This is a genomic window from Bradyrhizobium sp. A11, from assembly GCF_042077125.1.
GTDB classification, from domain to species: domain Bacteria; phylum Pseudomonadota; class Alphaproteobacteria; order Rhizobiales; family Xanthobacteraceae; genus Bradyrhizobium; species Bradyrhizobium japonicum_B.
The window spans coordinates 1731604-1754801 of the sequence record NZ_CP149509.1 but is presented as its reverse complement, the minus strand read 5'-3'; the positions used below and the strand labels follow the sequence as shown (position 1 = coordinate 1754801).

Here is a 23198-nt window from a genome sequence, read left to right as displayed (position 1 = left end):
ATGATGGGCTGCATTGGCCGACGACGGTCCGGCGCCTGGCTCCCGGCGCATCCTGCGTCGTGGGGCCGCAGCTCGTTCAGCCCGCGACTTTGCTCCAGCACAAACTCCCGTCCGTCGCGAATCCCCATCTGGATGCAAGAAGCTCTCCGGAGGAAATCCATGATGATCCCGACCAAATCGTTCGCGCTGGCCGCCCTCGCGCTGTGTCTTGCCGTCGGACAGCCTGCCCTCGCCGCCGGGCCACACGCGCACGAAGGACCAACCGAGACCGCCCGGCCGCAGCTCGACCACGGCAAGAAGTGGCCGACCGACGATGTCCTGCGCCGCGGCATGAACGACATCGCTCTCGCGATGAGGCAATCGCTGGCGCCCATTCACAGCAATGTGTTTACGCCTGCGCAATATGAGGCTCTGGCCGCGCGAATCCAGGCGCAGGTCGATGACGTCGTGGCAAACTGCAAGCTGCCCGAGCAGGCCGATCAGCAGCTCCATCTCGTTCTCGAGCAGATCATCGACGGTGCGGCCAAAATGAAGAGCGGCACAGGCCGCGATCAGGGAGCCGTGAAGATCGTGCGGGCGCTCGCTCAATACGGCCGGTATTTCGACCACGCCGGCTGGCGACCGCTGGAACACTGAGATCGATTGACGGTTATGCGGCGACGGCCTCGTAGATATCCTCCTCCTGGGCCGTGTGCATGCGCACCAGCGTTTCGATCGCCTCGATCACGCGCTGGGCGTCTCGGATGAGGTAGCGGTCGATCTTCTCCGACGGCAGATCCTCCGCGATCCGTGCGAGCAGCCGCGCAAGATGCAATATCTCGCGATGCGCACGGCTCATGGCAGCGAGCCCATGGCGGTCGCGCAGCACCTCCGTGAGCTTCGGATAGACGCTGTCCTCGTCCTCGCGCTCGTGCAGCACGACGCTGCCCTGCACCAGGCGGTGGGCTTCATCAATCAGGGCGGCGGCAGCTTCGGGCACCGCATCATCCAGCGCATCGACGATGTGGCGCAAGCGGTCGAGATCCCTGAGCAAGGCCTGATGATCGTGATGCAACGTCAGCCCCTGCTCCGCCGTGAGACGCGGTCCACCCCTGACCAGGGGTGGATTGAGCGCTCGCAGCGCGTTCAGAATGACGGCGACATCGATCACCTCCTGAACGATCGCGGCGGGCACGGGAGCTAACCAGCCGAGGCTGGCGGCGGCCATTGCCACCAACGACAATCCCATCCCGACGAAGATGCTTTGCAGGGCAATGCGCCGCGCACGCTGCGCGATGATGATCGCTTCGCCGACCCGATCGAGCCGATCCGTCAGAATCACCACATCCGCCGCCTCCGAGGAGGCGCTGGCCCCGCGCGCGCCGAGCGCGACCCCGGTGTCGGCCACGGCCAGCGCGGGAGCGTCATTGATGCCGTCGCCGACCATGATGGTCGGATGCAGCCGCTGCTCGCTCCGCACCGCTTCGACCTTGTCCGAGGGAACGCGATCGGCCAGCACGGCATCGAGGTCGAGCGCGGCCCCGATGGCCTGCGCCGCGGCGGCGCGATCACCCGTGACCATCACCATGCGCGCGATGCCGGCATCGCGCAGCAGCCGGATCGCCCGCGGTGTATCGGCTCGCAATTCGTCGGCAAGCAGCAACGCGCCGACGAGGCGGCCGTCCACCGCGACAAAGACGATCAGCGCCGAGCGCCACGAGGCACGACGAATCGCCCGCAGCTCCCACGGCGAGAGCTCGGCACGGGAGAGAAGCATCTCTCGCGAGCCCGCCGCCACATGCCGTCCATCGATCTGGCCGCTGAGGCCGGACCCCATGGTCTCCTTGACGTGCTCCGGCGGCTTCAGCTCGAGCCCTTGGGCGAGGGCCGCGGCGACAACCGCCTTCGCCAGCACGTGATGCGACGCCTGCTCGAGCGAGGCCCCGAGCGCGAGGACCTCAGCCGGATCCTCGCCCGGCGCAACCTCCACGGACAATAGCCGCGCCCCGCCTACAGTCAGGGTCCCGGTCTTGTCGAACAGCACCGTGTGCGCACGGGCAAGCGCCTCCAGCGCCCTTCCGCCCTTGACCAGGATACCGCGGCGGGCCGCTCGCGCCACCCCGGCGATGAAGGCGACGGGCGCGGCCAGGATCAGGGGGCAAGGCGTCGCCGCCACCAGCACGGCAAGACTGCGGGTCACGTCACCGGAGATGTGCCAGGCTACGAAGGCGACGACGAGCGTTACGGGCAGAAAGATCAGCGCATACCGATCGGCCAACCGCACAAAGGGCGCTCTCGCCGTTTGCGCCGCAGTCACCATGCGCACGATGCCCGCGTAGGTGCTCTCGCTCGCCGGCGCGGTCACGGTCAGCTGGAAGGTCTCACCCGCATTCAGAGAACCGGAAAGAACGGCGCTTCCGCGCGTCTTCTCCACCGGAATCGGTTCGCCGGTCACCGCGGACTCGTCGATCGTGGCAAAAGCCGACGCAACGACCCCGTCGACCGGCACGATCTCGCCGGCCTTGACCAGCAGCTCTTCGCCGACCGCGACAGCCTCGACCGGAACATCCTCGATCCGCTCGCCAGACTTGCGATGGACCTGCCGCGGCGCCCGATCGACCAGGGACCTGAGATCATGCTCGGCCCGTGCGACCGCGATCTCCTCCAGCACGTTGCCGCCGGAATACATCAGCGCGACCACGGCGCCTGCGAGCGGCTGTCCGAGCGCCAGCGCCGCACTCATCGACAGCAGCGCGATCGCGTCCACGCCGAGGCGGCCTCGCAGCAGATCCTGGACGATCGAGACCGCCAACCCCACGATCACGGGCGCCGTGCCGAGCGCCCAGGCGACATCGGCGAGATCAGGCCGGCCCGCGGCTCGCGCGAGAATACCCGCGGCCAATCCTGCGATTGCGATCGCAACCAAAGCCCATCGCAGCACCCGATCAAACGACATGGCTTGGCGCGCCCGCCCTTCGGTTCGGCTCAATGCTGTGGCGCGACGGCGCTCTTGTTCCTGTGCATGAACGTCATCATCTCCTCAGGCGTGAGCTTCCCGTCCTTGTCGCGATCCATTGCCTTGAAAATTCGCTCGTGAGCGGCCTGAAATTCGGGCAACGCCACGGTCCCGTCACCATCCGCATCCATCAGCGCGAAGATGACGCGGAAGGCAACCGGCGGCTCCACGGCGTCACCGCCTGTGCCATGCCCCTTCATGCCTTGTCCCATCATGCCGCGCCTCATCATTCCCATCATATCTCCGCCGCGGGTCGAGCTTTGCCCCTCGGCGGATGGGTTTGCAGGAGAGCTCGCCTGCGGCGACGCCGGCGCCTGGTCCTGTCCTGATTGATGGCTCTGATGGTCCGCCGGCGATTGCGCCAGAGCTGGCTGGCCCAGGATGGCGAACAGCAATCCTGCAGCAACGGTTCGGCCTATCATGGACGTCCTCCGACCTTGGTGTGAACCTGGGAGGATGTCGAACTTCGCCGAGTTCATCTTGAGCTAAGTCAAGAAAAGGCGGCTCGTGCTCCAGCTTGCGCCCGTGGCTTTTCGACGCGAAATGACCTTGGCGCCGAATCCGGCCGGCGAGATCGCACGACCGGAACCCGGCGCTGCGGCGGCTTCGTCCGACCTCCTGCGTCGATGCGGCCGGTGTCTCCGCGAGCTAGCCGTCCCTGCGGGCGCAGCCGATCGCCTCGGTCAGCACCTTGCGGTCGCCGATGTGATTGGCGAGCAGCAGGATCAGCCGGGCGTTCATGCGCAGCGCCTGCTCCTCGTCGAGGTCGCGCTGGCTGTTGATCAGCTCGGCATAGAAATCGTCGGGGTCAGCGATGTTCGGCGACAAATTGAGCATCATGCCGCAAGCTCCGTCCGGTCGGCGGTGTCGTGGCCGGCGGCGCGCAGCACCGCCTGTGTGATCCTGGCCTCGTCGAATCCGCTCCAGCGCGCGGCGACATATTGATCGGGGCGGAACAGATAGGTGGTTCCGGGCGCAGCGCCGTAACGCTCCGCAAGAAGACCTGTGGGATCCTCGATGTCGCGGCCGACGAGAATGAGCTTCGCCGTGAACGGCCCGACTGCGATCTCGGTCTTGTCGCTCACCTCGCCGAAGGCCACGACCGTGAAGCCGTCGCCGAGACAATGCAGGAACCAGGCCGGCTTGCCGTCCACCGCGATCGGCGCATCCGCCGCATTCGTGCCGGGCCGCATGCCTCCCGGCACCGCGTCCTGGTCCGGCGTGTTGAGCGCCGACGTCAAATAAGGGGTCGGCGTCGAGAGCCGCCCGCTGTTGACCAGCGGCCGGGCAAAGCCGTGATGCCGGGCGAGCTCCAGCACCGCGTCACGGAAATAGCGGCTGGGTTTGGTCTTCGGGGTGATGAAGTCGGTGGCCCGCGTCGAGTTCAGGATGTTGTCGTCCGCGGCATTGGCACGCTCCTCGTGATAGCTGTCGAGCAGCGCTTCCGAGGCTTCGCCGCGCAGCACCATCGCGAGCTTCCAGGCGAGATTGTCGATGTCCTGCACGCCGGTGTTGGCGCCGCGTGCGCCGAACGGCGAGACCTGATGCGCGGCATCGCCGGCGAACAGCACCCTGCCTTGCCGGAAATTGTCGATGCGCCGGCAGGCGAACTGATAGATCGAGACCCATTCGAGCGTGAACTCGGTGTCCTCGCCGAGCATGGCGCGAATGCGCGGGATCACCCGCTCGGGCCGCTTTTCCTCATCGGGATTGGCCTCCCAGCCAAGCTGGAAGTCGATGCGCCAGATGTTGTCGGCCTGCCGGTGCAGCAGCACGGACTGGCCGGGGTGGAACGGCGGGTCGAACCAGAACCAGCGCTCGGTCGGGAAGTCCGCCTTCATGGCGACGTCGGCGATCAGGAAGCGGTCCTGGAAGAACTGCCCGGTGAACTCGGCGCCGACCATCTTGCGCACGTCGGAATTGGCGCCGTCACAGGCGATCACCCATTGCGCCTCCATGGTGAAGATGCCGTCGGGCGTCTCCACCGCCAGGGTCGCGTGGTCCGCGGCCTGCTTGAGGCTGATGAGGCGGTGCTTCCAGCGCAGCTCGATCAGCGGATTGGCCCGGCATTGGGCGACCAGCATCTCCTCCAGATGATATTGCTGCAGGTTGATCATGGCCGGCCATTGGTGGTCGGCCTCGGGCAGCAGATTAAACTGGTAGGACAGCTCGTCCCGGAAGAACACCTTCCCGACATTCCAGCTGACGCCGCGCTCGACCATCGGCGCCGCGCAACCGAGGCGGTCCCATATCTCGAGCGGACGCTTGGCGTAGCAGACCGCGCGCGAGCCGATCGAGACGGTGTCGTTGTCGTCGAGCACCACGACCGGCTGGCCGCGTGCCGCGCAGTCGAGCGCCGCGGTCAGGCCGATGGGACCTGCGCCGACCACTACGATCGGATGCCGCTTCACGATTCCCTCGGCCTGCTCCTGGGACCGGCGATAGCCGAACTTCGGATAGATGTAGCTCGTCATGTTCGCTTCCTGATGCAGGGCCAAGGATCAATGCGCGTCCGCGAATTCCTTCTCGTGCATCCAGGCGGTGTGGCGCGGCGGACGCTTGGTGCGCGACCATTCCTCGACCATCTCGTGGGCGACCGACTTCATGCGGTCGATCTGCTCGGGCGTCGCGGTCCAGGCCGCGATCTCCAGGCGATGACCGCTGGGATCGCGGAAATAGATCGACTTGAAGATGGTGTGGTCGGTGACGCCGACGACGTCGAGGCCGGCGGCCTCCGCGCGCGCCTTGGCCTCGTCGAGCTCGGCGAGATCCTTGACCTGGAAGGCGATGTGCTGGGTCCAATCCGGCGTGTTGGGATCGCGGCCCATCGGCGGCGAGTTCGGCAGCTCGAAGAAGGCGAGGATGTTGCCGTTCCCGGCATCGAGGAAGATGTGCATGTAGGGATCCGGCGCCTTGGTCGACGGCACCCGGTCCTCGGCAATGGCGCCGAGAAGATCCATGTTCATGACCTTCTTGTAGAACTCGACGGTGGCCTTGGCGTCGACACAGCGATAGGCGACGTGATGGATCTTCTCGATTTTCATGATGTCTCGCTCCCTGGACTTGCCGTTGCGAAATTGGTATCAGATGTTACTATTTCTTGGATTTGATCTGGATCAACCGGCTCGGAAGAATCCGCCAGGTGGACCTGCGGCGCGGAAATGGTGTGATGGGACGTTCGGGGACGGCGCGTGGCCGGGAGGCGACCGAGCGCATGACGGCGCAGGAGGGTAGCCAGCTCGACCTGCAGGAATATTTTCCGTACCGGCTGGCGCGCCTCGCCGAACAGGTGTCGCTGGCCGTTGCCGAAGTCTATTCCGAACGCTTTGCACTGACGCGGCAGGAATGGCGGGTGCTTGCGATCCTCGGCCTACAGACGGAAATCGCGACCAAGGAGATCGGTCCGCTGACGACGCTCGACAAGATGCAAGTCAGCCGCGCCGTCCAGGGCCTTCAGTCGCGCGGCATCGCGAGCCGCAAGCATCATCCGGACGATCGGCGCGAGCTGATCGTCGCGCTGACCCCGGCTGGCCGCGCGCTCTATCGCAAGATCGTGCCTTTCGCATTGGCGCGGGAGAAGGAGCTGCTCGGCGTGCTGACCGCCGAGGAGGTGGAGGTGCTCGACCGGGCGATGCACAAGCTATCGGCAGCGTTGAGCTAGCCGGTCCTTTGGCCGACGTCATGATCAGCGCCCGGCCGCAATCCGGCGCGGAGAAGCGCGATGGACATGATGCCTTGCGCACTGCGACCAAACGTCAAAGGCACGCAGCTCCAGACTTGAAGTCGTCGCCGCCCATCCTAATTCAGACGCTGCCGGGCCGCGTGTTCGGCGAAACGAAACTCATACAGAGGATGGAAGAGCCCGCGCTCGCGGGCGCGTATTCGAGGGAAGTCACATGAGAAAGCTTGCTCTTGCAATCGCCGCGGCAGCAACGCTCCTCATCGGAACGATTGCGCCGGCTTCGGCCCACTGGCGGGGCCATCATCATTGGGGCGGCCCGGGCATAGGTCCAGCCGTCGCGCTCGGCCTGTTCACGGGAGCATTGGCCGCCGCGACCGCCCCGCCGGTGTACTACGCGCCGGTCTACGGGCCGCCGGGGTATCATTATGGACCCCGGTACTATCGGACTGTGCGCTATTATCCACCCGCCTACCCCTATTGGTACGCCTGGTGACGGGACAAGGCCCGGCTCCGGCCGGGCCCTGTCGGCGCGTGTCCCTACGTGCGGAGACACCGGGAACGGAAGGCAGGAGGAAAAGTTCTGTCGATACGACGCAGGTCCGGACGCGTCCCGGGCCCTGATCGCGCGCGCAACATGCGCCTCGACGCGACCCGCCGGCGCAAACAGCATCGGATCTGCTCTCGCATGAACAAGAATGTCCGCTTCAATCTCGGATATGCCGTTGCCGCAATCTTCGCGGTGTTCTTGATCCAGCATCTCATCTCCACGGCCAGCCAGATCGCCGTGATTCCCTACAGCGAATATCAGCAATTGCTGCGCCAGGGGAAGGTCGACACTGTCGGCATTTCCGACCGGACCCTGCAAGGCACGCTGAAGGAGCCGCTCGCCGGCGGACAGAAGCAATTCGTCACCACGCGGGTCGACCAGGATGTCGCGCAGGAGCTGGAGAAACACAATGTCCGCTTCACCGGACAGATTGAAAGCACGTTCCTGCGTGACCTCCTGTCGTGGGTTATGCCCGTGCTGCTGTTCTTCGGCCTGTGGTGGTACATCGGCCGCCGCATGGCGGAGGGCGGCGGCATCGGCGGTGGGCTGATGGCGATCGGCAAGAGCAAGGCCAAGGTCTATGTCGAGTCCAACACCGGCGTCACCTTTGCCGACGTCGCAGGGGTCGACGAAGCCAAGGACGAGCTTCGCGAGGTGGTCGATTTCCTGAAGAACCCCACCGATTATGGCCGACTTGGCGGCCGCATGCCGAAAGGCGTGCTGCTGGTCGGCCCGCCGGGCACAGGCAAGACCCTGCTGGCCAAGGCTGTCGCGGGCGAAGCCAGAGTGCCGTTCTTCTCGATCTCCGGTTCGGAGTTCGTCGAGATGTTCGTCGGCGTCGGCGCGGCGCGGGTGCGGGACCTGTTCAAGCAGGCGCACGAAAAGGCGCCGGCCATCATCTTCATCGACGAACTCGACGCGCTTGGCCGCGCCCGCGGCATCGGCCCCTTCGCCGGTGGCCACGACGAGAAGGAGCAGACGCTCAACCAGCTGCTGGTCGAACTCGACGGCTTCGATTCCCGCTCCGGACTCGTCATCCTCGCCGCCACCAACAGGCCGGAAATCCTCGACCCCGCCCTGCTCCGCGCCGGCCGCTTCGACCGGCAGGTGCTGGTCGACCGCCCCGACAAGAAGGGCCGCATCGAGATCCTCAAGGTCCACATGAAGAAGGTGCGCCTCGCCGAGCATGTCGAGGCGGAGACGGTCGCAGCCCTGACCCCCGGCTTTACCGGCGCGGACCTTGCCAATCTCGTCAACGAAGCCGCGCTTCTGGCGACCCGCCGCGGGGCCGACGCAGTGAGCATGAGCGACTTCAACAATGCGGTCGAGCGCATGGTGGCAGGCCTCGAGAAGCGCAACCGCCTGCTCAATGCCAAAGAACGCGAGATCGTCGCCTATCACGAGATGGGACACGCCTTGGTCGCGCTTTCGCTGCCCGGGACCGACCCCGTGCACAAGGTGTCGATCATTCCACGTGGCGTGGGGGCGCTCGGCTACACCATCCAGAGACCGATCGAGGACCGCTTCCTGATGACGAAGGAGGAGCTGGAGAACAAGATGGCGGTGCTGCTCGGCGGGCGCGCGGCCGAGCTGATCGTGTTCGGGCATTTGTCGACGGGTGCGGCCGACGACCTGCGCCGGGTGACCGACATCGCGCGCAGCATGGTGACGCGTTACGGCATGTCCGAGAAGCTCGGCAGTGTCGCCTATGAGCGTGATCCCGGCAATTTCCTCGCCGGCGCGGACCGCCCCTACCCGGGCCGCGAGCGCGACTATGCGGAAGAGACCGCGGCTGCGGTCGACCAGGAGGTGAAGGCCATCGTCGACCAGGTCTTCCAGCGCACCCAGGGCATCCTGAAGACGCGGCGGCCGATCCTGGACCGTGCCGCAAAGAAGCTCCTGGAGAAGGAAACCCTGGAGCAGAGCGATATCGATGCGCTGATCCAGGAAATGCCGAAGGACGGATTGCGGGCGATCTGAGCGTCGCGACGGGCGCGGGCATTCGACGCCTCATGCGCGAGACCGGCCTCTACACGGCCCGCTTCCGCCTGAGTTCCGCCGGAAGTTCGATCATCTTCCGGCTTGACGGCGAACCGTTCGAGATCATCGGCAAAGGCAAGTCTTCGCTGCTGGGCGCCTCCATTCCCATGCCGGAATCTCCATTCCTGGCGCGCCATTCGATGAAGAGGTGACCGGCGACCAACATCACGCCGGCGCACAACAGCGCGAGAGCCGCGCTGACGAGATCACGATAATTGTCCATCCCTCAAACCAACCATAGGTGCCGTCGGGCGCCCCCGGCTGCTCGCTGAGCACACGCAAACCGCCGGCTGCATGGACGAAGGTAGAATGAAGACGCCGCGGTTCAAGGGACGGTCTGAGCGCGCACCTCAGTGAAAATCGCCGCGGCATGCGATTGCCCTGCCGCCTCGGCGGTCGTTCACACCGGAACATTCCGCTCATTGTCAAATTCTTAATGGCACCACTGGCCTGAGAGCGTCTGGGTGCCTGGCTGGGCTCAGCGGATCAGGCGATCGGTGGTTCTGACCAACTTGCTCTCTGGAGGATTTGGACATGAGAAGGACCTGTACCCAAACAGTGCGGCCTGCAGACGCGACGCGCTCGTTGCTTCAGGCAGCAGGCGCAGCGGCTCTGCGCAAGAATGGTGTCGAGGAGCAATGAGCGATGCTAGCGCTCTCGTCGCTTCCTGCGATCCATTCCGAACGCGGGCTGTCCCGCTATCTGAACGAGATCCATCGATTTCCGTTGCTCGAGGCTCCGGAGGAAATTGAATATGCTCGCCGCCTGCGTGATTGCGGCGACCCCGAGGCGGCCTACCGCCTGGTGACCAGCCACCTGCGGCTGGCGGCGAAAATAGCGCTTCAACATCGGCGCTATGGCCTCGCCATCGCCGACCTCATCTCCGAAGCCAATGTCGGGCTGATGTTGGCTGTCAAGCGGTTCGATCCGGAGAAAGGCTTTCGGCTCGCAACTTATGCGAATTGGTGGATCAAGGCGGCCGTGCAGGAGTACATCCTCAGATCTTGGTCGCTCGTCAAGCTCGGCACCACCGCGGCGCAGAAGAAGCTGTTCTTCAACCTGCGCAAGCTGAAGAGCAGGCTCGGCGTCCCGGAGGATGGCGATCTGCGCACCGATCAGCTCAAGCAGATCGCGGGCTGCCTCAACGTGAGAGAAGGCGACGTGATCGAGATGGACGGCCGGCTGCGCGGCGACATCTCCCTGAACGTGCCGCTCAGCGCCGATACCGAGGGGGACGAGTGGCAGGATCGTCTCGTGGATCCCTCCCCCGATCCCGAAAGCCTGCTGCTGGAGGCGAGCGATCGTGAACGAGAGAAGACCGCCCTCGCCGAAGCCCTTGCCGCACTGTCGCCCCGCGAGCACAGCATCATCAGGGCACGATATCTGGACGAGCCGCACAAGACGCTGGAGGACCTTGCCGGTCAGTTCGGCATCTCGCGCGAGCGTATCCGACAGATCGAGCAGCGCGCGCTGCAACGGATCAAGGCGAAGGTCTGCGCCCGCCTCACCGATCCGGGCTCTGCGGCCATCACCGTGGCCCGGTGAGAACCAGAACCGCTGATCGGCCGGAAGGCCGATCAGCACCCGGTGCAGATGTCAGGGACAATGCGCTCGGCCGAAAAGTCGGCGCTCTTGCGCTCGATGCGGCGCGGCTTCTCAGTGTCGGTGCGTGAGGCCGCACCGGAGCTTGTCGCGAGCTGCCGGGCGGGCGCTGCCGAGCTCCGTACCTCTCCGCGCGGAAAGTCCGTCTCCCTGGCCTGGAGTACATTTGCCATTCCCAACAAGGCGACGGCAACAACGATGCCTCTCATCTCTCGTCACCTCCTTTCGCTTGAGCATGCGAACCGCTGCGTAGCCATGCCGCATGAGCATAACGGATGACCGTCGCGTTCTTTCGATGCTCGCGCCTCGGCTAGTCGGTTCAAGGCAACGGACCTCCGCAGACAGCGGAGCGGCGCGCGGCCGCTCCGACGCCTCAGCTCATGGCAGGCTGCGGCCGACCATGCTCGTGCGGGGTAGCGTCGAGACGGATACCCGATGGCCCAAGAACCGGCGACAGCAACGTATCCACCTTCATAGTGGCGTTGGCCCGCTCCCAATTCGACCACGGCATCGTGTCCAGGTATGGGATCGGCGGCAACCTCAACCGTTCGAAAGTGTCTGCTGCATTGGCTCCAGAGCCGGGACTCTCGGCGCCATGGGCCGCAACGGGCACGAGCGAGAGGCTGGCGGCAACGGCCAAGGCCGCGAGGTGCCGCGCCATTTGCGTGTTCTCCGCGCGAGCGGAGAAAGTACGATGCTTGATCATCTCATTCTCCAATCGTTCGACAACAGATCCAATGATCGTGACAACGCTCAGGGAAAACGAGCCCGGCGGCACCGCCGGGCCCGTTCGTCTCAGAAGTCCATCGCGGGAGCGCTCGCCGGTTCGGCCTTCTTCGGCTTGTCAGCCACCAGCGCTTCGGTCGTGATGAGCAGCGAGGCAACCGAGGCCGCATCCTGCAAGGCGGTACGCACCACCTTGGCAGGATCGATTACGCCAGCCTGGACCATGTCCTGGTACTCGCCCGTCGCCGCGTTGAAGCCCCACGTGTAGGTCTCGTTCTCGAGGAGCTTGCCGACGATGACGGAACCGTCCTCGCCCGCATTCTGCACAATCTGCCGGGCAGGCACCTGGATGGCGCGACGCACGATATCGACACCGGCCTTCTGGTCCGCATTGGCGGTCTTGACGACATCCAGCGCCTTGAGGGCACGCAGCAGGGCCACGCCGCCGCCGGGCAGGATGCCTTCCTCGACGGCAGCCCGCGTCGCATGCAGGGCATCGTCCACACGGTCCTTGCGTTCCTTGACCTCGACCTCGGTCGCGCCGCCGACCCGGATCACGGCGACGCCGCCTGCCAGCTTGGCCAGCCGCTCCTGGAGCTTCTCACGGTCGTAATCCGAGGTCGTCTCTTCGATCTGAGCCCTGATCTGCTGGCTACGCGCCTCGATGTCCTTCTTGGCGCCGGCCCCGTCGACGATCGTGGTGTTCTCCTTGTCGATCACGACCTTCTTGGCACGGCCCAGCATTTTCACCGTGACGTTTTCGAGCTTGATGCCGAGGTCTTCGGAGATCACCGTGCCGCCGGTGAGGATCGCAATGTCCTCCAGCATCGCCTTGCGGCGATCGCCAAAGCCGGGCGCCTTGACCGCGGCCACCTTCAGGCCGCCGCGCAGACGGTTGACGACCAGCGTCGCCAGCGCCTCGCCCTCGACCTCCTCGGCGATGATCAGGAGCGGCTTGCCGGATTGCACGACCTGTTCGAGCAGCGGCAGCATCGACTGCAGACCCGACAGCTTCTTCTCGTGGATCAGCACATAGGGATCCTCGAGCTCGGCCCGCATCTTCTCCGCGTTGGTGACGAAATAGGGGGAAACATAGCCACGGTCGAACTGCATGCCCTCGACCACCTCAAGCTCGGTGTGCAGGCTTTTGGCCTCTTCGACCGTGATCACGCCCTCGTTGCCGACCTTCTGCATGGCCTCCGCCAGGAAGCGGCCGATCTCCGTATCGCCGTTGGCGGAGATGGTGCCGACTTGGGCGATCTCGTCGTTGGAGGTGACCTTCTTGGCGTGCGACTTGAGGTCGGTGACGATGGCGTCCACGGCAAGGTCGATGCCGCGCTTGAGATCCATCGGATTCATGCCGGCGGCGACGGCTTTGGCACCTTCCTTGACGATGGCCTGCGCCAGAACGGTTGCCGTGGTGGTGCCGTCTCCGGCGAGATCATTGGTCTTCGAAGCGACCTCGCGCACCATCTGGGCGCCCATATTCTCGAACTTGTCCTCCAGTTCGATCTCCTTGGCGACAGTGACGCCGTCCTTGGTGATGCGCGGTGCGCCAAAGGATTTCTCGATGACGACGTTGCGTCCCTTTGGACCGAGCGTGACCTTCACCGCGTTCGCCAGTGTGTCGACGCCCCGCAGCATGCGCTCGCGGGCCTCGGTCGCAAACTTCACGTCCTTGGCAGCCATGTTGCATACTCCTTTCTGTTCGATGACTGTCAGTTACGCCGCCTTCTTCAGCGCGCCGGCCTGTTCGACCACGCCGAGAAGGTCGCTTTCCTTCATGATCAAGAGTTCCTCGCCCTCGATCTTGACCTCGGTGCCCGACCACTTTCCGAACAGCACCCGGTCGCCGGCCTTGACGTCGAGCGGCACGAGCTGGCCCTGCTCGTTACGCGCGCCCGGCCCCACGGCGATGATCTCGCCCTGCTGCGGCTTCTCCTTGGCGGTGTCGGGAATGATGATGCCGCCGGCGGTCTTCTCCTCGGCATCGATGCGGCGCACGAGCACACGGTCGTGCAACGGGCGGAAATGCATGCACATCCTCCTTGACAGGTTCAGCGATGTCCAAAATCCGGGTCCGGAACCGGCCCCCGGGCGGCAAACGACCTAGGGAGGGATCGATTTCCGTTCAAGAGGGCCCGGCGAAAATTTTTGCCCCCGGCTGACGTGCGCCTGGGCGGGCTGCCAGGACCGCCGGCACGGCACTTCGGCCGCCAGCAGGACGTGTCGGCACGTCGTGGGTGGATCGCCTGCAAGCTCAACTCTTTCTGGATCGGCGAAGCCGTGATGAACCTTTGCGTCGGGAGGCGGAGCTCTCCGCAGCGCGCGCCTCGGCCGGGATAAGGTGCCCAAGCGGCAATTGCGAGGTTTGCTTCAAGCGATCGAGAACGATGGACGAGCGCACATGCGCAACGCTGTCGTGCGGCAGGAACACCTCGTTGAGAAGCCGCGAGAGTGCCTTCAAGTCGGTGATCGTCACCTTGATGAGGTAATCGGCTTCGCCTGTCAGCGCATAGGCCTCCTGCACTTCCTCCAGGCTCTCGATCAGCTTGAGGAAGCGCCGCGAATTGTCCGGCGAGTGAGTTGCAAGCGTCACCTGCACGAAGACGACGATGCCGAGCCCGAGCACTTCGCGGTCGAGATGAGCGTGGTAGCTCGCAATGGCGCCGGCATCTTCGAGCGCCGCACGACGGCGCGAGCATTGCGATGCCGATAGACCGACGACGTCGGCCAGTTCGAAATTCGACAGACGTCCGTTGGCCTGAAGCGCCTGCAATAATTTGACGTCGAACTGATCCATGCGTGATCCTTGCGCAAAAGTGCGACCATCCGCATGTTTCACGCATAGTTCGGCTTTGTCGAGCGGATTTTGCGGAGATCGTGCAGGCCGCCGGCAGTATATTTCCATCGGATCAGACAGCTTTCCAGGAGTGCGACATTGGGCCCCTTCCCTCACGATGCCCCGCCCGCCACGATTTCGGCGCTCAATCCGGCCGGCACCGATGGCTTCGAGTTTGTCGAGTTCTCCCATCCGGAGCCGCAGCAGCTCGCCAAGCTCTTCGAGCAGATGGGCTACACTGAGGTCGCGCGGCACAAGACCAAAGACATCTCCCTTTGGCGCCAGGGCAAGATCAATTACGTCCTGAACCGGGAGCCGAACTCCCACGCGGCGCGCTTCGTCGGAGAACACGGACCTTGCGCGCCGGCGATGGCCTGGCGCGTCGTCGATGCCAAGCACGCCCTGAAGCGCGTCCTCGAGCTCGGCGGAACGGAATACACCGGCAGCGACAAGTCGCTCGACGTGCCGGCCGTGGTCGGCATCGGCGGATCCCTGCTGTATCTGGTCGAGACCTATGGCGCGAAAGGCTCGCCCTATGCGGCCGAGTACGACTGGACCGGTGAAGCCGACCCGATCCCGAAAGGCGTCGGGTTCTACTATCTCGATCACCTCACGCACAACGTCATGCGCGGCAACATGGACACCTGGTACAAGTTCTACAGCCAGACGTTCAATTCCGCGAGATCCGCTACTTCGACATTTCGGGCAAGCTGACCGGCCTGACCTCGCGCGCCCTGACGTCCCCCTGCGGCAAGATTCGAATCCCGATCAACGAGAGCGCCGACGACAAGAGCCAGATCGAAGAATATCTCCGCCAATACAAGGGCGAAGGCATCCAGCATATCGCCGTCGGCACCGACGACATCTATTCGGCGACCGACGCCATCGCCGCGCGCGGGCTCGAGTTCATGCCGGGTCCGCCCGCGATCTACTACGACAAATCATTCGACCGCGTGAAGGGCCACACCGAACCGCTCGATCGCATGCGCAAGCACGGAATCCTGATCGACGGCGAGGGCGTCGTCAATGGCGGGCTGACGCGCATCCTGCTTCAGATCTTCTCCAAGACCGTGATCGGTCCGATCTTCTTCGAGTTCATCCAGCGGAAGGGAGACGACGGTTTTGGCGAGGGCAACTTCAAGGCCCTGTTCGAGAGCATCGAGGCCGATCAGATTCAGCGCGGCGTGCTCAAGGCATCCTGAGGGAGGTCGCGATCCAAGACGCATGGAGGAGCTATCGCGGCGCGCCGGCCGAGGGAACCATCCTGTGCGACGCCAATGACATCGGCGAAGGCAGCTTCAAATCGATCAGGTCCGGCCCGGCTGATTTTCCGATCCTGATCGTCAGATCGGCGGGCATTCTGGCAGCCTACGTCAATGCATGTCCCCACCAGTACCTGCCGCTGGATCATCGCGGTGACAATTTGCTGAGCGCGGATGGCACGGTTCTCCGGTGCACCAATCAAAGCGCCGGGTTCCGTGTTCAGGACGGCTTCGGCGTCGAAGGACTCGGCCTGAACTGCACGCTCGACGCCATTCCGATCGCCGTGGACGACGAGGGCCGCATTCGCGTTCGTGCCGCCTCGCCGAAGTGATCAAGGATCACGCCTCATCCGCGACCGTGTTGCGGAGCACGCCGATGCCCTCCGCCTCCACCTCGACGACGTCGCCGGGCTTGAGCCAGATCGGCGGGTCGAAGCGCGCGCCCGCGCCCGTCGGCGTACCCGTCACGATGACATCGCCGGGAACCAGGGTCGTGAACGTCGAGATGTAGTTGATGATCTTGCGGAAGGAGAAGATCATCCGGCTCGTGCGGTCCTGCTGGCGGACGTCGCCATTGACCCGCGTTTCGAGCTTGACGTCGGCAAGCTGGCTCTCATCGGTATAGGGGATGAGCCAGGGTCCGATCGAACCGGTCCGATCGAAGTTCTTGCCCTGTGTCACGTTGAACTTGGCGTGCCTTACCCAATCGCGGATCGTGCCTTCGTTGCACAGCGACAGCGCGGCGATGTGCCCGAGCGCCTCGCCCTGCGCAATCCTGCGCCCGCCCTTGCCGATCACGATGACGATCTCGCCCTCGTAGTCGAGCTGCGGGCTCTCCGGGGGACGCAGCAAAGGCTGTTCATGGCCGGTGAACGAGCGCGGAAAGCGGATGAAGAGCGAGGGATTTGAGGGAGCCGCCTGCCCGTCCTTGTATTCCTCGTTGCGGTCGGGAAAGTTGACGCCGACACAGATGATCTTTTCCGGTGCCGGCACGGGGATCTCATAGCGGATGTCTTCGACCGGAAAATCCGCGGGTCGCGCGTCACTCTCCTCGGCCAGAGACAGCAGGACACCGTCCTCGATCACTTCACGCAGGCTGGGCCAGCGCTTGCCGTGACGTCCGGACAGATCGACCACGCCACGGTCCACGAGCAGGCCGTAGCCGGGCGCACCGTTGCGGGTGAAGCTGATGAACCTTGGACGAGACATGCGCGGCCTTCCTTGTTGAATGTGTTGCCAGCCGATCAGGGCGCGATGATCGGCTGGGCCGCGAGGTCGGCGTCGCGCGGGACAATTCCGGCGAAGAGGCTGCCGTGTTCGAACCAGGATTTCGGCGCGGGCGCCCCCCACAGCGTCTGACGCTGCGGGTCCTTCAGGTCCCATTTGATCGGCTCGAGATCGGGATCGACGGTCTGGTAATCCGAGCAATAGATTTCGATGCGGTGGCCATCCGGATCGAGGATGTAGAGGAAGAAGGCATTCGAGATGCCGTGGCGGCCCGGACCGCGTTCGATGTTGGAGACCCATCCGGTGGTCGCCATGAGGTCGAGAAGATCGATGATGTTGAGCGGGGTCGGCACCCAGAACGCCGTGTGGTGCAGGCGCGGGCCGCGGCCATTGGTGAACGCCAGGTCGTGAACGCCGCCCTTGCGGTGGGTCCAGGCCGCCCATAGCCGCCCGGTCTCCTCATCCGCCGTGTACTCCGTCACGCGGAAACCGATCTCGTTGTAGAACGCGACGGATTCATCGACGTTCGGCGAAAAGCAATTGAAGTGGTCGATGCGGAGCGGCTTCACGCCCTTGTACAGAGCGTACTTCTGGTGAATCGGCGGCAACCGGTCCATCTTCGAATAGAACTCGAGCGGAATGCCGTGCGGATCGCGGGTGCGGAACGTGCGCGACTGATAGGGACGCTCCACCCATTCGACCGGCAAACCCCTGCTCTTGAAGAAGTGGACTGCCTTGTCGAGGTCCTCTTCGCCGAACAGCTTGAAGCCGAGATCGCGGGCCTCGATCTTGTCGGACTTCCTCAGCACGATGCAATGGTGGCCGCGCTCTTCCATCGCCCGAAGATAGATCGCATCGGAGCTTTCGTCCGTCACCTGCAGACCGAGCGTGTCGACATAAAACGCGCGGGACTTGGCAAGGTCGCTCACGCCAAACTCGACATGACTGAGACGTACGATGTTGAACGGCGGATAAAGGTTGGGCGTAGGCAATGCCATGATATCCTCCTTAGGTCTGCTGCGGACCGCTTAACCGCCCAGTTTTTGGATCTTATGCGCGGTGGTGGCGAACGCGACGTTCTTCGTCTCCATATAGAAATCGAACGACCAATCGCCGCCGTCGCGGCCGATGCCGGAGCTCTTCACCCCGCCAAAGGGCGTCGGCAGGTGGCGAACGTTCTCCGAATTGACCCAGATCATTCCGGCTTGCAGCCGGTCGGTGAAGCGGAAGGCGCGCGTGACGTCGGCCGTCCAGAGATAGCCGGTGAGGCCGTACTGGACGTCGTTGGCGAGCGCGAGAGCCTCCGCCTCGTCCTTGAACGGAATCGCCGTCAGCACCGGCCCGAAGATTTCCTCCTGTGCGATGCGCATTCGGTTGTTGGCGCCGGTAAAGAGCGTCGGGGCGACGTAGCAGCCGCCGCCGGGACCATCAACCTTGCGGCCGCCGGTGGCAATCGTCGCGCCCTCCGCCCTGCCGATCTCGACGTAGTCGAGGACCTTCTTCTCATGAACCGGATGAATCAACGGACCGATGACGGTCTCGGGATCGAGCGGATGTCCCACCTTGATACGGCCGGCCTTCTCCGCGACCATCGCGGTGAATTTGTCATAGATGCTCGCCTCGACGAGAAGACGCGAGGAAGAGGTGCAGCGCTCGCCATTGAGCGAGTAGATCATGAACACCGCCGCATCCGCGGCGCGATCGAGGTCGGCATCGGCGAACACGATCACCGGGTTCTTGCCGCCCAGTTCGAAATGAACACGCTTCAAGGTATCGGCGCCCTGCTTCATGATCATCGAGCCGGTGCGGCTTTCCCCGACGAATCCAATCGCCTTGACCAGCGGATGCTCGGTCAGCGCCTTGCCGGCGTCCTCGCCAAGACCGTTGACGAGATTCCAGACGCCCTTGGGCAGACCGGCCTCTTCCGCGATCTCGATCAGCAGGCGCGCGGTCAGGGGCGAGAATTCGGCCGGCTTGTGTACGATGGTGCAGCCGGCCGCGAGCGCCGGCGCGATCTTCCACGTCGACAGCATGAATGGCGTATTCCACGGCGTGATGACGCCCACCGGACCGATCGGCACGCGGGTGGTCATGTTCACCTGGCCGTCGGTCCGAAGCGACTTGCCGTCGCGCGCCTCGGGCGCGCGGTCGGCATAGAAGCGGAAATTCTCGGCACCCCTCAGCGCCGCCTTGGCCATGAACTTGAGGGACTGCCCGGTATCCATGCATTCGACGAAGGCGATTTCTTCGGCGCGGGCGACGATGGCATCGGCAACTTTGTGCAAGAGCGCTTTCCGCGCCTCACCGGAGGTCTCGGCCCATTGCGCAAAGGCCGCGTGCGCGGCCTTCGCGGCGCGGTCGATGTCCGCGGCCTTGCCGTGCGCCACCTTGGCGAGCGGCTTCAGATCGACGGGAGAGATCGTTTCGAATGTCGCGCCGTCCGCAGCCGGCACGTCCTCGCCGCCGATGCGGTTGAGTACCCCATGCTGCGCGAACCGGGCAAGGTAGCGTTCCGCCCTGGCGATGTTTTCCGCAAGCTTGGACATCACGGGTCCTCCCTCGTTCGAGCCGTTGCGACCGGCAGCTCTTTGTTTGGCGACGGCAGAAAGCAATGCGCGTTCCGACGCACTACGTCGCCTTGCCGGCCATCATATATTTAACATGTTAAGTATTCTGGCCGCTGTCAAGGGGTTTGCGGCGGAAAACCTCCGCCCCGAGCTGGCGCCGGGAATCGGGACCGCAAGAACTCATCGAACAAAGGCCGGCCGACTCGGCGAGCCCGACGAGATCGGGAGGCACGGCCATCCTGACGTCGTGACCGCGGCGCTGCAGCTCACATGCAACCGCAGCCGCAGGCTCGATGTCTCCTCGTGTCCCGTGGACTGCGATGGCAAACCTGATGGTCCCGCCCCGGTTTTCGACGGTGCCGCGTGATGGCGTTCGCGTCGGTGCGGATTCCATCGATCATGTTTCAAGCCGTGGGAAGATTTGGAGAATACGAAATCATGGATGTCAAGCGCGGCCCTTCATGCTAATTGACACTGGTCAAGCGCATGGCTTACGGCTTTCTACGTACGATATTTTCTTCAAAGTCTGCGCTGTTTTGCTCGGAAATCCATGATCAAGCCATGACGTTGCCCCAGGCCCTCAGCGACGGCGCACCCGACGCCCCCGATCTTTCCGCGCTTGCAATCGATCGTAGCGCCGGCTCGCGCCGTCGCCGACGGTTGCGCCAAATCCTGGGTCGCGTCCTTCTCCTCGCCGTGCTCGTCGGCATCGGTGGCGCGACGTGGCTGTGGCGCAGCCATGCGCAGGTCGTCGTCGAGACGGCGGTGGTCTACTCCGTCTATCCGTCACAGGCGCTGACACTGCTGAACGCGACCGGCTACGTCGTTGCGCAACGCAAGGCATCCGTCGCCTCGAAGGCGACAGGCCGTCTCGAGTGGCTCGGTGTGCTCGAAGGCAGCAAGGTGCGCGAGGGCGAGGTGATCGCCCGGCTCGAGAGCAGCGACACGGTGGCGGTGCGCGACCAGGCAGCCGCCAACGTGCAGGTTGCGGAAGCCAACCTGGCCCAAGGGCGGGCGGAGCTTACGCAGGCGGAAATCGCCTTCAAGCGCTCCGAGGCCCTCGGCGAGAAGAATATCATCAGCGAGTCGACGCGCGAAACCGCCGAGGCACGCCTCGCCAAGGCGCGCGCCGCGTTTAGCGGATACGGCGCCGCCATCGCCGCGGCGCAGGCCAATCTGCGCGCCTCCGAAGTTGCCGTCGGGCAGACCCAGATCCGGGCGCCCTTCGACGGCGTCGTCCTCACGCGCCACGCCAACGTCGGCGACACCATCACACCGTTCTCGCAGGCGGTCGACACCAAAGGCGCAGTCGTCACCATTGCGGACATGGACTCGCTGGAAGTGGAAGCCGACGTGGCGGAGTCGTCGTACCTGAGCATCCACGCGGGGCAACCGGTCGAGATCCAGCTGGACGCGATCCCCGGCGAGCGTTTCGAGGGCGTGGTCAGCCGGATGGTGCCGACCGTGGATCGCGCCAAGGCATCGACCCTCGTGAAGATCCGGTTCGTGCAGCGCGACCCGAGGATGCTTCCGGACATGAGCGCAAAGGCGGCTTTCCTCGAGCGAGAGGTATCGGAGAAAGAGCGCAAGCCCGTGCTTGCCGTGCCGGCGGCCGCCGTCTTCGAGGTCGATGGGCGCCAGCATCTCTATGTCGTCGAGGATGGCAAGGCTCGTCTGCGGACCGTCGATCTTGGCGCGAAGATAGGCGACCAGATCGAGGTCCGCGACCTCAAGGCCGGCACGCGCGTCGTGGTCCGGCCGCTGGAAGATCTCGTCGACGGGCGCGCCGTGAAGCAGGCCACGAAGTGACCGTGCTTCGCATCTCCGACCGGCCGACCGGGGAGGACGTGCTGATCGCGCTGAGCGACGTCAGCAAGAGCTACCGTCGCGGCGCGCAGATCGTCCCAGTGCTATCCAGACTCACCTTCGACATCCGCCGCAAGGAGTTCCTCGCCCTGATGGGTCCGTCGGGGTCGGGCAAGTCGACGATGCTCAACCTGATCGCCGGCATCGACAGTCCGGACCAGGGCTCGATCAAGGTGGGCGGCGAGGACATCACGCTCCTTCCGGAAGCCGAACTCGCCGACTGGCGCGCGGCGAACGTAGGCTTCATCTTCCAGTTCTATAATCTGATGCCCGTGCTCACGGCGCTCGAGAACGTCGAGCTGCCTCTCACGCTCACCAGCCTGGGGCGGCGCGACCGCCGGGACCGCGCGCAGCTCGCGCTCAGCCTGGTCGGCCTCAGCGATCGCGTCAAACATTTGCCCTCCGAGCTCTCCGGCGGACAGCAGCAGCGCGTCGCGATCGCGCGGGCGATCGTCACCGACCCGACGGTGCTGGTGGCCGACGAGCCGACGGGAGACCTCGACCGGCAGTCGGCGAAGGAGGTGCTCGAGATCATGCAGCGGCTCAACCGCGACATGGGCAAGACGATCGTGATGGTCACGCATGATCATCGCGCCGCCGCGCATGCGAAACGCATCATGAATCTGGAGAAGGGCGATCTCTCCTATCTCGTGGAGCAGCGCCTTGAGTGAGTGCCGACCATGAGCCAGTGGCTCACGCTCGTAGCGCGCAACGTCTTGCGCCACCGGCTCCGCACCTCCCTGACGCTCGTCGGTCTCATCGTCGCGATCCTCGCCTTTGGCGTGCTCCAGACCGTCGTCAAGACGTGGTATGCGGGGGTGGATGGCGCCGTTCCTTCGCGGCTGCTGACTCGCAATGCCGTCTCCTTTACGCTTCCGCTGCCGAAATCCTATCAGAAGCGCATCAGCGCCGTCGAAGGCGTGCGGCGCGTCACCCACTTGAGCTGGTTCGGCGGCGTCTACAAGGATTCGAAAAACTTCTTTCCCCAGTTTGCGATCGACGCCGCGAGCTATCTCGACATGTTCCCCGAGCTCCTGGTGCCGGACCAGGTGCGGCGCGCCTTCCTGAGCGAGCGCCGCGGCGCGATTGTCGGGCGCAAGCTCGCCAAACGCTACGGCTTCAAGCCGGGCGACGTGATCCAGCTGCGCGGAACCATCTTCCCCGGCAATTGGGAGTTTGTGATCTGCGGCGTCTTCGACGGCCGGGATCCCAAAACCGACACCTCGCAACTGTTCTTCCGCTGGGACTACCTGAACGAGACACTGCGTGTGCGCTCGAAGGCACAAGCCGACCAGGTGGGCGTGTTCGCGGTGGACGTCGTTAGCCTGGACAGCGTCGCAGACGTCAGCCAAGCCATCGACGAAGTGTTTCGAAACTCGCTGGCCGAGACGCTCACCGAGACGGAGCGCGCTTTCCAGATCGGCTTCGTGAAGCAGACCGAGGCGATCCTCATTTCCATTCGTGTCGTCTCCTTCGTGGTGATCTTCATCATCCTGGCCGTGATGGCCAACACCATGGCGATGACGGCCCGCGAGCGACTCCGCGAGTACGCCACGCTGAAAGCCATCGGCTTCAGTCCCGGCTACGTGGCGCGATTGATCCTCGGGGAATCCGTCCTGATAGCGTTGATCGGCGGCGCGATCGGCATCGCCCTTACGCCCCCGGTCGCCGCCCGCCTTGCCGAGCTCTCCGCCACGCTGTTCCCGACCCTGTTCGTAAGCGTCAACACCGTCATACTGCAGGCACTTGCAGCGTTGGTGGTCGGGATTCTCGCCGCACTATTGCCGATGCGCAGGGCAGCCCGTGTCCGCATCGTCGACGGCCTTCGGGCGTTGGGCTGAT

At 64.5% G+C, this 23198-nt stretch carries 23 protein-coding genes and 1 pseudogene; 11 read left to right on the top strand and 13 right to left on the bottom strand.

Features of this window, described 5'->3' with window-relative positions; translation table 11 throughout:
• Positions 1 to 159: 159 nt before the first annotated feature.
• Entirely contained in the window at positions 160 to 636 is a 477-nt protein-coding gene (locus WI560_RS08150; RefSeq protein WP_375307575.1) for a hypothetical protein, read from the top strand.
• Between the two features lie 13 nt (positions 637 to 649).
• On the opposite strand, the gene WI560_RS08145 is transcribed toward WI560_RS08150, so the two are convergent.
• The 5 genes from WI560_RS08145 to WI560_RS08125 form a co-directional block, all read right to left on the bottom strand.
• Complete coding sequence (locus WI560_RS08145) at positions 650 to 2935, bottom strand: heavy metal translocating P-type ATPase (protein ID WP_375307574.1); 2286 nt, start codon at positions 2933 to 2935, stop codon at positions 650 to 652.
• Positions 2936 to 2964: 29 nt separating this feature from the next.
• Entirely contained in the window at positions 2965 to 3390 is a 426-nt protein-coding gene (locus WI560_RS08140) for an EF-hand domain-containing protein (protein ID WP_375307573.1), read from the bottom strand.
• Between the two features lie 253 nt (positions 3391 to 3643).
• Complete coding sequence (locus tag WI560_RS08135; RefSeq protein WP_028135051.1) at positions 3644 to 3835, bottom strand: DUF2783 domain-containing protein; 192 nt, start codon at positions 3833 to 3835, stop codon at positions 3644 to 3646.
• Positions 3832 to 5469: an FAD-dependent oxidoreductase gene (locus tag WI560_RS08130; protein ID WP_375307572.1), complete on the bottom strand. Its 1638-nt coding sequence runs from the start codon at positions 5467 to 5469 to the stop codon at positions 3832 to 3834. The genes WI560_RS08135 and WI560_RS08130 overlap by 4 nt, the downstream gene beginning before the upstream one ends.
• Positions 5470 to 5496: 27 nt before the next feature.
• Positions 5497 to 6039 (bottom strand): VOC family protein, encoded by a 543-nt coding sequence (locus tag WI560_RS08125; RefSeq protein ID WP_135162221.1) that lies wholly within the window; start codon positions 6037 to 6039, stop codon positions 5497 to 5499.
• A 125-nt stretch (positions 6040 to 6164) separates the two neighbouring features.
• Here WI560_RS08125 and WI560_RS08120 point away from each other — a divergent pair, with 125 nt between their 5' ends.
• The 5 genes from WI560_RS08120 (at position 6165) to rpoH (ending at position 10809) form a co-directional block, all read left to right on the top strand.
• Entirely contained in the window at positions 6165 to 6656 is a 492-nt protein-coding gene (locus tag WI560_RS08120) for a MarR family winged helix-turn-helix transcriptional regulator (protein ID WP_375307571.1), read from the top strand.
• A 235-nt stretch (positions 6657 to 6891) separates the two neighbouring features.
• Positions 6892 to 7170, top strand: a complete 279-nt coding sequence (locus tag WI560_RS08115) for a hypothetical protein (protein ID WP_257177206.1) — start codon at positions 6892 to 6894, stop codon at positions 7168 to 7170.
• Positions 7171 to 7362: 192 nt separating this feature from the next.
• Positions 7363 to 9204, top strand: coding sequence for an ATP-dependent zinc metalloprotease FtsH (ftsH, locus tag WI560_RS08110; RefSeq protein ID WP_257177205.1), 1842 nt, complete (start codon positions 7363 to 7365; stop codon positions 9202 to 9204).
• A gap of 32 nt (positions 9205 to 9236) precedes the next feature.
• Positions 9237 to 9416, top strand: coding sequence for a hypothetical protein (locus tag WI560_RS08105; RefSeq protein WP_257177204.1), 180 nt, complete (start codon positions 9237 to 9239; stop codon positions 9414 to 9416).
• 493 nt (positions 9417 to 9909) lie between these two features.
• Positions 9910 to 10809 (top strand): RNA polymerase sigma factor RpoH, encoded by a 900-nt coding sequence (gene rpoH / locus WI560_RS08100; RefSeq protein WP_257177203.1) that lies wholly within the window; start codon positions 9910 to 9912, stop codon positions 10807 to 10809.
• 430 nt (positions 10810 to 11239) lie between these two features.
• Here the strand turns inward: rpoH and WI560_RS08095 are convergent, their stop codons facing one another.
• From WI560_RS08095 to WI560_RS08080, 4 genes are all read right to left on the bottom strand, one after another.
• Positions 11240 to 11572 carry a hypothetical protein gene (locus WI560_RS08095; RefSeq protein WP_375307570.1) on the bottom strand — a complete coding sequence of 111 codons (333 nt, stop codon included), beginning with the start codon at positions 11570 to 11572 and terminating at the stop codon, positions 11240 to 11242.
• 89 nt (positions 11573 to 11661) lie between these two features.
• Entirely contained in the window at positions 11662 to 13281 is a 1620-nt protein-coding gene (gene groL / locus WI560_RS08090; protein ID WP_375307569.1) for a chaperonin GroEL, read from the bottom strand.
• Between the two features lie 33 nt (positions 13282 to 13314).
• The gene (gene groES, locus WI560_RS08085) at positions 13315 to 13629 is read right to left on the bottom strand and encodes a co-chaperone GroES (protein WP_257177200.1); all 315 of its coding nucleotides are present in this window, start codon (positions 13627 to 13629) and stop codon (positions 13315 to 13317) included.
• Positions 13630 to 13852: 223 nt separating this feature from the next.
• Positions 13853 to 14395: an Lrp/AsnC family transcriptional regulator gene (locus tag WI560_RS08080; RefSeq protein ID WP_375308793.1), complete on the bottom strand. Its 543-nt coding sequence runs from the start codon at positions 14393 to 14395 to the stop codon at positions 13853 to 13855.
• A gap of 138 nt (positions 14396 to 14533) precedes the next feature.
• Here WI560_RS08080 and hppD point away from each other — a divergent pair.
• Together hppD and WI560_RS08070 are read left to right on the top strand one after the other, a co-directional pair.
• Positions 14534 to 15636: pseudogene (gene hppD / locus WI560_RS08075) on the top strand (4-hydroxyphenylpyruvate dioxygenase).
• A gap of 221 nt (positions 15637 to 15857) precedes the next feature.
• The gene (locus WI560_RS08070) at positions 15858 to 16028 is read left to right on the top strand and encodes a hypothetical protein (protein ID WP_375307568.1); all 171 of its coding nucleotides are present in this window, start codon (positions 15858 to 15860) and stop codon (positions 16026 to 16028) included.
• Positions 16029 to 16035: 7 nt separating this feature from the next.
• On the opposite strand, the gene WI560_RS08065 is transcribed toward WI560_RS08070, so the two are convergent.
• The 4 genes from WI560_RS08065 to WI560_RS08050 form a co-directional block, all read right to left on the bottom strand.
• A complete protein-coding gene (locus WI560_RS08065; RefSeq protein WP_375307567.1) occupies positions 16036 to 16905 on the bottom strand; it encodes a fumarylacetoacetate hydrolase family protein in 870 nt (289 codons plus the stop codon).
• 35 nt (positions 16906 to 16940) lie between these two features.
• Complete coding sequence (gene hpaD / locus WI560_RS08060; protein WP_375307566.1) at positions 16941 to 17921, bottom strand: 3,4-dihydroxyphenylacetate 2,3-dioxygenase; 981 nt, start codon at positions 17919 to 17921, stop codon at positions 16941 to 16943.
• Positions 17922 to 17951: 30 nt separating this feature from the next.
• The gene (hpaE, locus tag WI560_RS08055; protein ID WP_375307565.1) at positions 17952 to 19469 is read right to left on the bottom strand and encodes a 5-carboxymethyl-2-hydroxymuconate semialdehyde dehydrogenase; all 1518 of its coding nucleotides are present in this window, start codon (positions 19467 to 19469) and stop codon (positions 17952 to 17954) included.
• 118 nt (positions 19470 to 19587) lie between these two features.
• Entirely contained in the window at positions 19588 to 19884 is a 297-nt protein-coding gene (locus WI560_RS08050) for a glycosyltransferase (protein WP_375307564.1), read from the bottom strand.
• Positions 19885 to 20051: 167 nt separating this feature from the next.
• On the opposite strand from WI560_RS08050, the gene WI560_RS08045 reads away from it, so the two are divergent.
• The 3 genes from WI560_RS08045 to WI560_RS08035 are packed head-to-tail and all read left to right on the top strand — an operon-like array spanning position 20052 to position 23197.
• Complete coding sequence (locus tag WI560_RS08045) at positions 20052 to 21299, top strand: efflux RND transporter periplasmic adaptor subunit (protein WP_375307563.1); 1248 nt, start codon at positions 20052 to 20054, stop codon at positions 21297 to 21299.
• Positions 21296 to 22027 carry an ABC transporter ATP-binding protein gene (locus WI560_RS08040; protein ID WP_080672153.1) on the top strand — a complete coding sequence of 244 codons (732 nt, stop codon included), beginning with the start codon at positions 21296 to 21298 and terminating at the stop codon, positions 22025 to 22027. Before WI560_RS08045 ends, WI560_RS08040 begins: the two co-directional genes overlap by 4 nt.
• A 9-nt stretch (positions 22028 to 22036) precedes the next feature.
• Positions 22037 to 23197: an ABC transporter permease gene (locus WI560_RS08035; RefSeq protein ID WP_257193414.1), complete on the top strand. Its 1161-nt coding sequence runs from the start codon at positions 22037 to 22039 to the stop codon at positions 23195 to 23197.
• The last annotated feature ends 1 nt before the right edge of the window (position 23198 follow it).